Raw genomic sequence first — 13,587 nt, 5'->3', positions numbered from 1 at the left:
CCGGGTGCAGCCGCCATTTCCCCTTTAGTCCCGCCTCTGTAAGGAACCTCAGATGAAACACACAGTATTAACCCCGCTGCTGGCGGCCCTGATGCTGTTAACCGGCTGCTCACAGCCTGCCGCTCAGGCCGGAGGTGGCGGCGGCACCATTAAAGCCATCAACCACACTAAATGGGCGATTAACCACTTCAGCGTGGATAACCAGTCGGGCATCGACATTATCGGCCCGTTCCAGGGCGGTGGCGGAGGCTGCTGCTACAGCGTGCCCGCCCGCTGGACGCCGGGCATGACGGTGCGTATTGACTGGGAAACCGGGGTTGGTGGTTCTAAAGGTTTTCCAGGATTCGCTGACAGAGCTAAATACAAAGCCTGGAAGACAAAGGTTGACGAACAAAAACGGCAGCACAGCAAAACCGTCCCGGTTCCCGGCTATAACGGCCAGGACGTCTGCGGCATCACGGTGCACTTTTTGCCCTGCGATGACGTGAAGGTCACGACCAGCTGCTGGTCACCGAGAAATGCCAACTACCCGATAAAAGAGCCCATCAGGATGAAGGAGCCGGAAGTATGTCCGAAATAACGGTAACCGCGTCAGCCCGGGTGCCGCCACCGCTATCTCTTCAGTTTTGCCTCTGCAGGGAACCTCAGATGAAACACACAGTATTAACCCCGCTGCTGGCGGGCCTGCTGCTGTTAACCGGCTGCTCACAGCCTGCTGCTCAGGCCGGAGGTGGCGGCGGCACCATTAAAGCCATCAACCACACTAAATGGGCGATTAACCACTTCAGCGTGGATAACCAGTCGGGCATCGACATTATCGGTCCGTTCCAGGGCGGTGGCGGAGGCTGCTGCTACAGCGTGCCCGCCCGCTGGACACCGGGTATGACGGTGCGTGTTGACTGGGAAAGTGGGGAGGCGTCCACTGAAGGTTTTCCTGGATTTGCAGATTCAAAAAAATATAGGGAGTGGAGGGACAAAATGAAAGAGAACGATAGGCAACACAGCAAAACCGTCCCGGTACCCGACTATAACGGCCAGGACGTCTGCGGCATCACGGTGCATTTTTTGCCCTGCGATGACGTGAAGGTGACGACCAGTTGCTGGTCACCGAGAAATGCCAATTACCCGATAAAAGAGCCCATCAGGATGAAGGAGCCCAAAGTATGTCCGAAATAACGGAAACCGATTTAGCCTGGGTTCCACCGCCGTTTCCGGCCCAGGGGCGCCTGCCGACGCAGGCACTGCAAGTTGGTCAGAATTGCCATCAGCAGAACAGCGCCGAGCGGCTCTACCGCCAGGAACTGTGTCTGGCGGCCGGGCGACGTGTCGAGCCGCCATGCTGCAAGACGCTGCATATCAGTCTGTTTTTCGACGGTACGGGGAATAACCTGAACAATGACATGCTGCTGGCTGACCCGAAGCATCCGACCAATATCGCGCGGTTGTTTCGCGCAACTATTGGAGATGGTACAGCAGGTGGCGTATCTGATACGAGCAGGATGCCGCTGGATTCGGCAAGCGACAGCGGCGGCAAATACTTCAAATTTTATATTCCCGGTGTGGGCACTCCGTTCCCGGAAGTGAACGACCCGGATTATTCCACTATGGGGCTGGTGGGTGCAACCAAGGGTGAGGAGCGTATTAACTGGGCGCTGCTGCGTATTATTGATGTGCTAATGCGCATAAGTAAGGACCCGGAAAACAACAGCATAAAACTGTCCGAGGGTGCCAGCCGTAAGTCCCTAGAAAAAATGGGCACCAGCTGGAACCGGCTGTGGTCTGGCGGAAGCCACAACCGTTATGAAGAGTTCAGCCGTTTACTGAATGAGTTAGCCCCGCAACTGAAACCACTGCTCACGCAGCCGGAGCCGGGCAAGCCGAAGCTGCTGGGTATCAAACTGTACATTTACGGTTTTTCCCGCGGTGCCGCCGCTGCGCGTACGTTTGTTCGCTGGCTGAGCGAACTGCTTCCCCCACCAAAAGCGGAAGACGAAAAACCCCCACAGTGCCTGCAGATTGGTGAGATGCAGTTGCCCGTCAGCGTGGAGTTTCTCGGGCTGCTGGATACCGTGGCCTCCGTTGGGATAGCGCACGTTGTGCCGATAGCCGAGGGGCATATGTCCTGGGCAGATGGCACCATGGAGCTGCCGGACGATAAAACCTATGGCGGTCTGATAAAAAAATGCGTGCATCTGGTGTCCGGGCATGAGCAGCGTCTCTGCTTTCCGCTGGACTCGGTGCGCCGGGGTGACGGCAAGTATCCTTCCTGTGCCACCGAAGTGGTTTACCCGGGGATGCACTCGGATATTGGCGGTGGGTATCCGCCAGGGGATCAGGGGAAAGCGAATGCTGAGCATGATAGCTATTTGCTGTCGCAAATAGTGTTGCATGACCTGTATTCAAACGCTTTTTCTTCTGGTGCTCCACTGAAAGTCAATAAATCTAGTTTACCGGAGAGTTTAGGAAAGGACAGTTGGCGCGCTCTTGATGCTGAGCAAGTTAGAGATTTTGTCGTCGCACCGGAATTGATATCAAGATTTAACGCCTGGCGCGAACTCACCCTGAACCTGACCACACCAGAAAAAATCACGCCCGAAGAGGCCTCACAATACGAACCACCGCGCGCCAGCGGCAGTCTGGAAACCGTCGTTGAAAACCAGATTGCGTGGATCACCGCCTGGCGTATCGAGCGCTATGCCAGAGGTTCGATGCTGAAAACGCCATTCTACCAGCGCGCCACCAATACCGAAGCACTGCCCGCCGCGCGCAAGGCGGCAGAAGAAGCACGGGATGAAAAGCAGCGAAAGGTACTTGAAAAGCGTCAGGACCAGATAGCAAAACAGTCTGCCGACAGGATGGATGAGCTTGTGCTCTATCCGGGCATCAAGGATTTTGACCCGGATATGGCGCAGACCCAGTTGTTTGAAGCGGCGAAGGAGTTTGGTAAGGATTACCACGACGGTTACCGTATCCCGGAGAACCTGGCGCAGGTGGTGCTGGATACCGTGCTCCAGCCGATGATTTTCGTGCTCAATACCGATGATGAACCCCGGGAATACCGGCGAATGAAGGCTGACGGAGACGCGCGGGTGTCAGTCCTGTTCCCTGCCGCCGGTGAGCCCAGTAATGCCGGACAGCCCGCCGGGCTGGTCAGGGCCTTATTCGACGATCAGGTGCACGACTCGCGTGCCTGGTTTATGCACGCTGCGCTGGGTTCGCGCGAGATGTGGGGCGGCTACTTCCGCTACCGGATGATTTATTTCAGCGACAAATGTAATAAGTCCCTGTCGCCGCTGGTGATCGCCGGGGATCTTATCGGGTTTGCCACCCTGACCACAGGTGTTGTGCTGAGCTTCAGACAAAAGACCCTGACCGGAAAGCTGGCAGGGCTGGCCGCGACAGGCGCCGTACGAACGCTGCAGGTTGAAGTGCTGGATCAGATCACCGGTGAACCCGTGCCGGAACTGCCGGGCGGGGAACAGCAGCGGGCATTTACCCGGGAGCCGGGCGTAGTGGTTGCACAGCGAAAAGCGCTTGTGGCTGAACAACAGCTGGCGCGGGCGCAGGCTGCGATCCCGGCCAGCTGGCTTGAGCAGGTGCTGGCGGCAACTGTCTGAGAAAGATAAAAAAGATTTGGCATGGGTAACACCGCGAGTCCCCTTTATTCCCGCCTCTGCAAGGAACCTCAGATGAAACACACAGTATTAACCCCGCTGCTGGCGGCCCTGCTGCTGTTAACCGGCTGCTCACAGCCTGCCGCTCAGGCAGGTGGCAGTGGAGGTGGTGGCGGCACCATTAAAGCTATCAATCACACTAAATGGGCGATTAACCACTTCAGTGTCGATAACCAGTCGGGCATCGACATTATCGGTCCGTTCCAGGGCGGTGGTGGAGGCTGCTGCTACAGCGTGCCCGCCCGCTGGACGCCGGGCATGACGGTGCGTGTTGACTGGGAAACCGGGGTGGGGGATATGGGTGGATTTCCTGGTTATCAGGACCGAGAAAAATATCTTGCCTGGGCTAAGAAAATGAGAGCCCAAAAACGTCAGCACAGCAAAACCGTCCCGGTACCCGACTATAACGGTCAGGACGTCTGCGGCATCACGGTGCATTTTTTGCCCTGCGATGACGTGAAGGTCACGACGAGTTGTTACACCTACGGCAGTCCGTCCTACCCGATAAAAGAGCCCCTCAGGATGAAGGAGCCCAAAGTATGTCCGAAATAACGGTAACCGCGTCAGCCCGGGTGCTGCCACCGCTATCTCTTCAGTTTTGCCTCTTCAGGGAACGTCAGATGAAACACACACTATTAACCCCGCTGCTGGCGGCCCTGCTGTTGTTAACCGGCTGCTCTCAGCCTGCTGCTCAGGCCGGAGGCGGCGGCACCATTGACGCCATCAACCACACTAAATGGGCGATTAACCACTTCAGCGTGGATAACCAGTCGGGCATCGACATTATCGGCCCGTTCCAGGGCGGTGGCGGAGGCTGCTGCTACAGCGTGCCCGCCCGCTGGACACCGGGCATGACGGTGCGTATTGACTGGGAAACCGGGGTTGGTGGTTCTAAAGGTTTTCCAGGATTCGCTGACAGAGCTAAATACAAAGCCTGGAAGACAAAGGTTGACGAACAAAAACGGCAGCACAGCAAAACCGTCCCGGTACCCGACTATAACGGCCAGGACGTCTGCGGCATCACGGTGCACTTTCTGCCCTGCGATGACGTGAAGGTCACGACGAGTTGTTACACCTACGGCAGTCCGTCCTACCCGATAAAAGAGCCCCTCAGGATGAAGGAGCCCAAAGTATGTCCGAAATAACGGAAACCGCGTCAGCCCGGGTGCAGCCGCCATTTCCCCTTTAGTCCCGCCTCTGTAAGGAAAGTCAGATGAAACATGCATTCTTAAGTCCGCTGCTGGCGGGCCTGCTGCTGTTAACCGGCTGCTCACAGCCTGCCGCTCAGGCCGGTGGCAGTGGAGGTGGTGGCGGCACCATTGACGCCATCAACCACACCAGATGGGCGATTAACCACTTCAGCGTGGATAACCAGTCGGGCATCGACATTATCGGCCCGTTCCAGGGCGGCGGTGGCGGCTGCTGCTATAGTGTGCCCGCCCGCTGGACGCCGGGCATGACGGTGCGTATTGACTGGGAAAGTGGGGAAGCATCGACAGATGATTTCCCGGGATATGAAAAATGGGACAAATATCTGGAATGGGAAAAAAAAATTAAAGCCAGTCATCGGCAGCACAGTAAAACCGTCCCGGTACCCGACTATAACGGCCAGGACGTCTGCGGCATCACGGTGCATTTTTTACCCTGCGATGACGTGAAGGTCACGACGAGTTGTTACACCTACGGCAGTCCGTCCTACCCGATAAAAGAGCCCCTCAGGATGAAGGAGCCCAAAGTATGTCCGAAATAACGGTAACCGCGTCAGCCCGGGTGCCGCCACTGCTACCTCTTCAGTTTTGCCTCTTCAGGGAACCTCAGATGAAACACACAGTATTAACCCCGCTGCTGGCGGTCCTGCTGCTGTTAACCGGCTGCTCACAGCCTGCCGCTCAGGCCGGAGGTGGTGGCGGCACCATTAAAGCTATCAATCACACTAAATGGGCGATTAACCACTTCAGTGTCGATAACCAGTCGGGCATCGACATTATCGGTCCGTTCCAGGGCGGCGGTGGCGGCTGCTGCTACAGCGTGCCCGCCCGCTGGACGCCGGGCATGACGGTGCGTGTTGACTGGGAAACCGGGGAGGGGGGGTCAAAAGGTTTTCCCGGGTTTGCAGATACTGAAAAATATCTGGACTGGGAAAAAAAAATGAAAGCCCAGAACCGTCAGCACAGCAAAACCGTCCCGGTACCCGACTATAACGGCCAGAACGTCTGCGGCATCACGGTGCATTTTTTGCCCTGCGATGACGTGAAGGTGACGACCAGTTGCTGGTCACCGAGAAATGCCAATTACCCGATAAAAGAGCCCCTCAGGATGAAGGAGCCCAAAGTATGTCCGAAATAACGGAAACCGATTTAGCCTGGGTTCCACCGCCGTTTCCGGCCCAGGGACGCCTGCCGACGCAGGCACTGCAAGTTGGTCAGAATTGCCATCAGCAGAACAGCGCCGAGCGGCTCTACCGCCAGGAACTGTGTCTGGCGGCCGGGCGACGTGTCGAGCCGCCTTGCTGCAAGACGCTGCATATCAGTCTGTTTTTCGACGGTACGGGTAATAACCTGAACAATGACCTGCTGCTGGCTGACCCGAAGCATCCGACCAATATCGCGCGGTTGTTTCGCGCAACTATTGGAACCGGTACGGCGGGTGGGGTACCGACTGGCGGGCAGGCAACGCTGTTAGATGATGCTGAAGACGGTGGCGGGAAATATTTTAAGTTTTACATGCCCGGAGTGGGTACCCCTTTCCCGGAAGTGAACGACCCGGACTATTCCACCATGGGACTGGTGGGGGCTACTAAGGGTGAAGAGCGCATTAACTGGTCGCTGCTGCGCATTATTGATGTACTGAAATTTACCGCAACTGAAGAGTGGCTGAGCACCGCAGAGAGTCGACAGTCCATCAGCAAAATGGGCACCAGCTGGAACCGGCTGTGGTCTGGCGGAAGCCACAACCGTTATGAAGAGTTCAGTCGTTTACTGAATGAGTTAGCCCCGCAACTGAAACCACTGCTCACGCAGCCGGAGCCGGGCAAACCGAAGCTGCTGGGTATCAAACTGTACGTTTACGGTTTTTCCCGCGGTGCCGCCGCTGCGCGTACGTTTGTTCGCTGGCTGAGCGAACTGCTTCCCCCACCAAAAGCGGAAGGCGAAAAACCCCCACAGTGCCTGCAGATCGGTGAGATGCAGTTGCCCGTCAGCGTGGAGTTTCTCGGGCTGCTGGATACTGTAGCCTCCGTTGGGATAGCGCACGTTGTGCCGGTTGCAGAGGGGCATATGTCCTGGGCTGACGACACGATGGAGCTGCCGGACGATAAAACCTATGGCGGTTTGATAAAAAAATGCGTGCATCTGGTGTCCGGGCATGAGCAGCGCCTCTGCTTTCCGCTGGACTCGGTGCGCCGGAGTGACGGCAAATACCCGCCCTATGCCACTGAGGTGGTTTACCCGGGGATGCACTCGGATATTGGTGGTGGGTATCCGCCAGGAGATCAGGGGAAGGCTAATGCTGAACACGATGGATTGTTTCTATCTCAGATTATTTTGCAGGATCTATACTCCTCTGCTTTCGGGATTGGAGCACCCCTAAAAGTACCGCAGGATGTATTACCAGAATCATCTACAGATAATTGGCGAATCATGCCTATTGATCTTATTTCTCAATTTTTAGTTTCTGATGTACTTGTCAATCGCTTCAACGCCTGGCGCGAACTCACCCTGAACCTGACCACACCAGAAAAAATCACGCCTGAAGAGGCCTCCCAATACGAACCACCGCGCGCCAGCGGCAGTCTGGAAACCGTCGTTGAAAACCAGATTGCGTGGATCACCGCCTGGCGTATCGAGCGCTATGCCAGAGGTTCGATGCTGAAAACGCCATTCTACCAGCGCGCCACCAATACCGAAGCACTGCCCGCCGCGAGCAAGGCGGCAGAAGAAGCACGGGATGAAAAGCAGCGAAAGGTACTTGAAAAGCGTCAGGACCAGATAGCAAAACAGTCTGCCGACAGGATGGATGAGCTTGTGCTCTATCCGGGCATCAAGGATTTTGACCCGGATATGGCGCAGACCCAGTTGTTTGAAGCGGCGAAGGAGTTTGGTAAGGATTACCACGACGGTTACCGTATCCCGGAGAACCTGGCGCAGGTGGTGCTGGATACCGTGCTGCAGCCGATGATTTTCGTGCTCAATACCGATGATGAACCCCGGGAATACCGGCGAATGAAGGCTGACGGAGACGCGCGGGTGTCAGTCCTGTTCCCTGCCGCCGGTGAGGCCAGTAATGCCGGACAGCCCTCCGGGCTGGTCAGGGCCTTATTCGACGACCAGGTGCACGACTCGCGTGCCTGGTTTATGCACGCTGCGCTGGGTTCGCGCGAGATGTGGGGCGGCTACTTCCGCTACCGGATGATTTATTTCAGCGACAAATGTAATAAGTCCCTGTCACCGCTGGTGATCGCCGGGGATCTTATCGGGTTTGCCACCCTGACCACAGGTGTTGTGCTGAGCTTCAGACAAAAGACCCTGACCGGAAAGCTGGCAGGGCTGGCCGCGACAGGCGCCGTACGAACGCTGCAGGTTGAAGTGCTGGATCAGATCACCGGTGAACCCGTGCCGGAACTGCCGGGCGGGGAACAGCAGCGGGCATTTACCCGGGAGCCGGGCGTAGTGGTTGCACAGCGAAAAGCGCTTGTGGCTGAACAACAGCTGGCGCGGGCGCAGGCTGCGATCCCGGCCAGCTGGCTTGAGCAGGTACTGACGGCAACTGCCTGAGACAGAATAAGGAAAGGAGAACTGATGAGTAAAGTCATCCGGAAAGGAGACAGCCTGAGGGAATATGGTGGCAAGGTATTAGGCGGGCATTACCAGTGTTTTGGTAAGGGGTTTGCCTGTAAGGGGGACCCGGTTCGCTGTAACAAACACGGTGTGACCACCATTGCTGAAGGTAGCGCATTGACCACGGTTGATGGACAGCCGGTAGCGCTGCATGGCCACCGCTGTACCTGCGGCTGTACGCTGGTCAGCTCATTTCCTGACTGCGGTATTGAACAATGAGGCCCGAACCTGATTATCCGGCGTACAAAACGGCACGTCCGCCCGGTACAGCCAGGTGGCTGTCGGCCATGGCACTGCTGGTGCTGTTCTGCGGCGGCGCTGGGGCGCTATTGCCATCAGCCCAAGGCAAAAGTTCGCTTGTTGCCAACAGTATACTTGTGGCACTGCTGCTGGCGGGCACAGGCTGGCTTGTGCGGTTGTTGTACTATCGTGTCAGCATGCATAACGCTGCTCTCTACTATCAGTTGGTGGAATATGAACAGCAGCAGTGGTGGGCGCAGCATCGTCAGCCGTTCTGGTTAAAAGAAGTCGTATTGCTGGGGCCAGCGGGTACGCGCCCAATTGACTGGCTGCGTGTACTTAATCGTGAACAACGCCCACCGGAGGAAAAAAAAGAGGAGGGCGGCAGTGCATTGAGATTGCCACAAATTTTGGCCACAGATGCTGTCACGCGCGAAAAACGGCTTGCGGAACTGCTGGTTATTGCGTGGCAAAAGCAGCGAACTGAACAAAAACTCTCTCCTCCGCTGCGTTGTTACTGGCAGGGTACTGATATCACCTGGCAGGCATTTCGCGAAAAGATGTCGATGGCTTTCCCGGAAATCGCGCTGCCAGCGCGGCCTGAACCCTGGCATGGGGAAGCCACTCTGACAGAGATAGCGAGAGATCTTGCTGAAGCCAAACCCGAGGACACGATACTTATAGCCGGGTGTCAGGTGATCGCGGCGCAGCAAGGTATAGCGCGTCCCGCCGGAGAATCTGCCGTACTGTGGCTGGCCGGACGTAATGGCCCGGTACAGTTGACGCGTGGTGAAACTTTTTCGCCGGAGCAAGGTGATGTTTTGCTCACAGTTCTCGCCCGTTCACTGGAACAAAGTGAACTGAAAGATCCTCCAGAAGCCTGTACGTTGTTTTCCCTGCCCGGCACCGAGGCGCTGGCGAGCAGTGGCTGGGATGTCAGCCAGCATTTGCAGGACGTCAACTGGGGGGATATCGGCGATATGGACGCTTTGATCGTTTTATCGCTGGCGGCAATCTATGCCTCCCACCACCAACAGCCGTGCGGCTGGATTGCCCGCGACCCGATGAATACCCTCGCAACTGGAATTGTAAAACCTGATGGACAACACCAATAAACCTGCTGCCATCTCTGTGGCAGCCACGGCAACGGTCTGTATTGCTATGACCACCCTACTGGTACTGCTGGGTGGACTGGCATGGTGGCTATGGGCGACCGAACGTTCAACGGAATGGGAAATGCTGCGCCCGCTTATTGTTTCTGGCTTTATCGTCTGGGGCATTGCGCTCAGCCTACTGGTACTGGGGTTTATGGCTTTACGGTTACTGGTTAAGGACAAGGTTCGCCTGCCAGCATCCTGCAAGCGTAAACCCGCAAAAGTTACCGGTGGTGGAAGGGCTTATGGACAGCTGAAGACATATCTTCGTACACGCTATAACCTCTTCTGGTGCCATAAAGTCCGCCTGCTGTTAATCACCGGCGACGAAGCCGCAATCGAACAGCTGGTTCCCGGCCTGCAGCAGCAGCAGTGGCTGGAAGGCAACCGTACCGTGCTGATTTACGGCGGCAGCCTCACCGCTGAACCCGATAAGGAAAAATACACCGCGCTGCGCAGGCTGCGTCGCGGGCGCCCGCTGGACGGGATTGTCCGCGTCATGCCTGCGTCGCTTAACCTGACGCCACACATCAGCGACAACGACCTTCGCGGGCTGGAGAAAATCAGCGAACGGCTGCGCTACTCCGCTCCGGTCTGGCTGTGGCAGTTGTGCAGCAGCGACTGGTCGCAGGCCACGCGCCCTGAGCAGGCGGTCGGGGCAACGTTCCCATTGCGCGCCAGCGAAGATGATATCGTCCGCCAGCTTGAGCGGATGCTGCCGGCCCTGCGGGTGCAGGGGATAAGCCAGGTCGCGGAGAACAACAGCCACGACTTCCTGCTGCGCCTGGGCCGGCACCTCAGAGAGGGCGGTATCGCCCGCCGGGCTCAGCAACTGGTGCCATGGCTGGCTGCCTCTCAGCAGCGCGTGCCGCTGCGCGGCCTGATGTTCAGCCTGCCGCGGGATACGCCCGTTGATGTGTCCGGGGCAGTTAAATCTCCTGACGCTGCCATGACAGAAAAATACCGCCCTGAATCACAACGCCATGCCCTGACCCTGCCGGTGACCTGGCAGGGCATTGTGGACGACTGTGCCCGCGTACGCGGCCGGCGTGTCGCTGTGCCGTGGGAACAGGCGACCGGCGGGACGCTGATGGCCATCATGGGTGCCTGGGGAGCGGGGCTGCTGCTGTCGTTTGCCGTCAACCGCCAGCAGATTATCTCCGTTGCGCAGCAGGCGCATGCCCTGGTGGAGCATCCTTCCGTATCGGATGACCAGCTGACGGCCCTGCATACGCTGCGTAACGCGGCCGGCCGCCTGCAGCACCGCATCCAGGAGGGCGCCCCCTGGTATCAGCGCTTCGGTCTGGACCACAACACGCAGCTGCTCAGCGCGATGCTGCCCTGGTACGGCGTGGCGAACAACCGCCTGATACGCGACCCGGCAAACGCCGCCCTGATGCAGAAGCTCAGCGCGCTGGTGAACGCCGCCCCCGACAGTGACCAGCGGGCAGCGCTGGCGAAGCCGGGCTATGACCAGCTGAAAGCCTGGCTGATGATGGCCCGTCCGGATAAAGCCGACGGCGCGTTCTACGCCCGGACCATGAAGGCCGTGCAGCCGGCGCGGCAGGGCATTTCAGCCGCCCTGTGGCAGAGCCTGTCGCCGGACCTGTGGGCCTTCCACATCACCGGACTGCCTGAACAGCCACAGTGGAAAATCACGCCGGATGCGCAGCTGGTCAGCCAGAGCCGCCAGGTACTGTTACAGCAAATCGGACGGCGTAACGCCGAAAGCACCCTGTATGAAAACATGCTCAAATCCGTGCGTCGTCACTTCGCCGATGTCTCTCTGGAAGACATGACCGGCGGTACCGATGCGCGGCGACTGTTCACCACCGGGGAAGTGGTGCCGGGCATGTTCACCCGCCAGGCCTGGGAAGGCGGGATTCAGCAGGCTGTCGAAAATGCCGCACGTTCGCGCCGGGATGAAATCGACTGGGTGCTGAGCGACAGCCGCAGTGCCGTCTCCGCAGACCTGTCGCCGGAAGCCCTGAAGGCGCGTCTGACGCAGCGTTACTTCAGCGACTTTGCCGGCAGCTGGCTGAGCTTCCTCAACAGCCTGCACTGGAATCCGGCCAGCAACATTGCGGACGTTACCGACCAGCTGACGCTGATGAGCGATGTCCGTCAGTCGCCGCTGATTGCCCTGATGAATACTATCGCCTGGCAGGGGCAGACCGGCCAGCAAAGCGAAGGCCTCCCGGACGCCCTCATCAAATCGGCTAAAGACCTTGTAGGCGGGAAAGACAACCCCGAGACTGACCCGTCCGCGTCAGGCCCACAGGGGCCGCTCGGTGAAACCTTCGGGCCGCTGCTTCAGCTTCTGGGGAAAAATAAAGGCAGCCATGTGATGTCGGCTGACACTTCACTGAGCCTGCAGACGTATCTGACCCGCATCACCCGCGTGCGTCTGCGCCTGCAACAGGTGGCCGGTGCTTCTGACCCGCAGGCGATGATGCAGACCCTGGCGCAGACCGTATTCCGGGGCAAAAGCGTCGACCTCACCGACACCCGGCAGTACGGCAGCCTGATGTCGGCAAGCCTGGGCGAGGCGTGGAGCGGCTTCGGCAACACGATGTTTGTGCAGCCGCTGACCCGGGCCTGGGAAACCGTACTTCAGCCGTCGGCAGCCAGCCTCAATGACAAGTGGCGCCGCTCCGTGGTGGCAAACTGGCACACCGCCTTCGACGGACGTTTCCCGTTTGCCGCCAGCAAAAGTGACGCCTCTCTGCCGATGCTGGCGGAGTTTGTGCGCAGGGACAGCGGGCGCATTGAGCGCTTCCTGAACACGGAACTCAGTGGCGTGCTGCACAAAGAGGGCAGCCAGTGGATAACTGACAGGGTCAACAGCCAGGGGCTGAGCGTTAACCCGGCCTTCCTGCGGGCGATTAATCAGCTGAGCCAGCTGTCGGACATTCTGTTCACCGATGGCAGCCAGGGCATCAGCTTTGAGCTGCAGGCGCGTCCTGTGCCGCAGGTGGTGGAAACTCAGCTGACCATTGACGGACAAAAGCTGCACTACTTTAACCAGATGGCCGACTGGCAGCGCTTTCGCTGGCCGGGCGACACCTACAGGCCGGGGACGATGCTGACCTGGAGCACGGTCAATGCCGGAGCGCGCCTGTTCGGGGACTACAGCGGAACCTGGGGGCTGATTCGCTGGCTGGAGAAGGGGAAACGCGAGCAGCTTGACCGAAGCCAGTGGATGATGAGCTTCAGCGCGCCGGATGGCCGAACCCTGCAGTGGGTGCTGCGCTCACAACTCGGAAAAGGTCCGCTGGCGCTGCTGGAACTGCGGGGGTTCACGCTGCCGGATCAGATATTCAGTGTCGACAGTGCGGTGATGGCGCAGACGGCAGACGTTGAGAGCAGTGACGATGAAGGGAGGGGATAACATGCTCCTGACTGGCGGGTGCTTTACGGATAATCAGGGCAGAACGCATTCACAAAGAAATCCTGTATCAACTGAGGACGTTACCTGACGCAGGCCGATAAAATGACATGTGGCGGGATAACCACAACGGGCGCAGAAGACCACAGCCTGTTTGATAAACCCGTTGCCAGGATAGTGTGAACTGCAGGAACCTCGCTCGCTATCACAACATCGCCGGTGGCATCGACAACGACACCCTTCACACCAGGTGAATTGCAGTAACCCGCTACACATGTAAAACTGACTCTCCGATC

11 protein-coding genes are annotated in these 13,587 nt (G+C 58.1%); all 11 read left to right on the top strand.

From position 1 onward, the window contains the following. The first annotated feature begins 52 nt into the window (after positions 1–52). The 11 genes from tli1 (QNH99_RS12030) (at position 53) to QNH99_RS11980 (ending at position 13,294) form a co-directional block, all read left to right on the top strand. Positions 53–580 (top strand): T6SS immunity phospholipase A1-binding lipoprotein Tli1-KP, encoded by a 528-nt coding sequence (tli1, locus tag QNH99_RS12030; protein ID WP_410516734.1) that lies wholly within the window; start codon positions 53–55, stop codon positions 578–580. 68 nt (positions 581–648) lie between these two features. Further along, the gene (gene tli1 / locus QNH99_RS12025; RefSeq protein WP_410516733.1) at positions 649–1,176 is read left to right on the top strand and encodes a T6SS immunity phospholipase A1-binding lipoprotein Tli1-KP; all 528 of its coding nucleotides are present in this window, start codon (positions 649–651) and stop codon (positions 1,174–1,176) included. Beyond that, the gene (locus tag QNH99_RS12020; RefSeq protein WP_410516732.1) at positions 1,164–3,617 is read left to right on the top strand and encodes a T6SS phospholipase effector Tle1-like catalytic domain-containing protein; all 2,454 of its coding nucleotides are present in this window, start codon (positions 1,164–1,166) and stop codon (positions 3,615–3,617) included. The genes tli1 (QNH99_RS12025) and QNH99_RS12020 overlap by 13 nt, the downstream gene beginning before the upstream one ends. 72 nt (positions 3,618–3,689) lie before the next feature. Then, complete coding sequence (tli1, locus tag QNH99_RS12015; RefSeq protein WP_410516731.1) at positions 3,690–4,226, top strand: T6SS immunity phospholipase A1-binding lipoprotein Tli1-KP; 537 nt, start codon at positions 3,690–3,692, stop codon at positions 4,224–4,226. Positions 4,227–4,294: 68 nt separating this feature from the next. Continuing rightward, complete coding sequence (locus QNH99_RS12010) at positions 4,295–4,819, top strand: DUF3304 domain-containing protein (protein WP_410516730.1); 525 nt, start codon at positions 4,295–4,297, stop codon at positions 4,817–4,819. Between the two features lie 68 nt (positions 4,820–4,887). Beyond that, positions 4,888–5,424, top strand: a complete 537-nt coding sequence (locus QNH99_RS12005; protein ID WP_410516729.1) for a DUF3304 domain-containing protein — start codon at positions 4,888–4,890, stop codon at positions 5,422–5,424. A 68-nt stretch (positions 5,425–5,492) separates the two neighbouring features. Beyond that, positions 5,493–6,020, top strand: coding sequence for a T6SS immunity phospholipase A1-binding lipoprotein Tli1-KP (gene tli1, locus QNH99_RS12000; protein WP_410516728.1), 528 nt, complete (start codon positions 5,493–5,495; stop codon positions 6,018–6,020). Next, complete coding sequence (locus tag QNH99_RS11995) at positions 6,008–8,446, top strand: T6SS phospholipase effector Tle1-like catalytic domain-containing protein (RefSeq protein WP_410516727.1); 2,439 nt, start codon at positions 6,008–6,010, stop codon at positions 8,444–8,446. Before tli1 (QNH99_RS12000) ends, QNH99_RS11995 begins: the two co-directional genes overlap by 13 nt. 24 nt (positions 8,447–8,470) lie before the next feature. Then, positions 8,471–8,728: a PAAR domain-containing protein gene (locus tag QNH99_RS11990; RefSeq protein WP_063879491.1), complete on the top strand. Its 258-nt coding sequence runs from the start codon at positions 8,471–8,473 to the stop codon at positions 8,726–8,728. After that, positions 8,725–9,864, top strand: coding sequence for a hypothetical protein (locus tag QNH99_RS11985; protein ID WP_410516726.1), 1,140 nt, complete (start codon positions 8,725–8,727; stop codon positions 9,862–9,864). The genes QNH99_RS11990 and QNH99_RS11985 overlap by 4 nt, the downstream gene beginning before the upstream one ends. Continuing rightward, positions 9,848–13,294 carry an ImcF-related family protein gene (locus QNH99_RS11980; protein WP_410516725.1) on the top strand — a complete coding sequence of 1,149 codons (3,447 nt, stop codon included), beginning with the start codon at positions 9,848–9,850 and terminating at the stop codon, positions 13,292–13,294. Before QNH99_RS11985 ends, QNH99_RS11980 begins: the two co-directional genes overlap by 17 nt. The last annotated feature ends 293 nt before the right edge of the window (positions 13,295–13,587 follow it).

Source organism: Pantoea allii, from assembly GCF_046529425.1.
Classification (GTDB): domain Bacteria; phylum Pseudomonadota; class Gammaproteobacteria; order Enterobacterales; family Enterobacteriaceae; genus Pantoea; species Pantoea allii.
This window is presented reverse-complemented; position numbering and strand designations above follow the sequence as displayed.

Bases quoted from the DNA above. Each gene is read 5' to 3' on its own strand.
- QNH99_RS12020 (WP_410516732.1), top strand. From the start codon at position 1,164: ATGTCCGAAATAACGGAAACCGATTTAGCCTGGGTTCCACCGCCGTTT.
- tli1 (WP_410516731.1), top strand. From the start codon at position 3,690: ATGAAACACACAGTATTAACCCCGCTGCTGGCGGCCCTGCTGCTGTTA.
- QNH99_RS12005 (WP_410516729.1), top strand. From the start codon at position 4,888: ATGAAACATGCATTCTTAAGTCCGCTGCTGGCGGGCCTGCTGCTGTTA.
- QNH99_RS11990 (WP_063879491.1), top strand. From the start codon at position 8,471: ATGAGTAAAGTCATCCGGAAAGGAGACAGCCTGAGGGAATATGGTGGC.
- tli1 (WP_410516728.1), top strand. From the start codon at position 5,493: ATGAAACACACAGTATTAACCCCGCTGCTGGCGGTCCTGCTGCTGTTA.
- QNH99_RS11985 (WP_410516726.1), top strand. From the start codon at position 8,725: ATGAGGCCCGAACCTGATTATCCGGCGTACAAAACGGCACGTCCGCCC.
- QNH99_RS11980 (WP_410516725.1), top strand. From the start codon at position 9,848: ATGGACAACACCAATAAACCTGCTGCCATCTCTGTGGCAGCCACGGCA.
- QNH99_RS12010 (WP_410516730.1), top strand. From the start codon at position 4,295: ATGAAACACACACTATTAACCCCGCTGCTGGCGGCCCTGCTGTTGTTA.
- tli1 (WP_410516733.1), top strand. From the start codon at position 649: ATGAAACACACAGTATTAACCCCGCTGCTGGCGGGCCTGCTGCTGTTA.
- tli1 (WP_410516734.1), top strand. From the start codon at position 53: ATGAAACACACAGTATTAACCCCGCTGCTGGCGGCCCTGATGCTGTTA.
- QNH99_RS11995 (WP_410516727.1), top strand. From the start codon at position 6,008: ATGTCCGAAATAACGGAAACCGATTTAGCCTGGGTTCCACCGCCGTTT.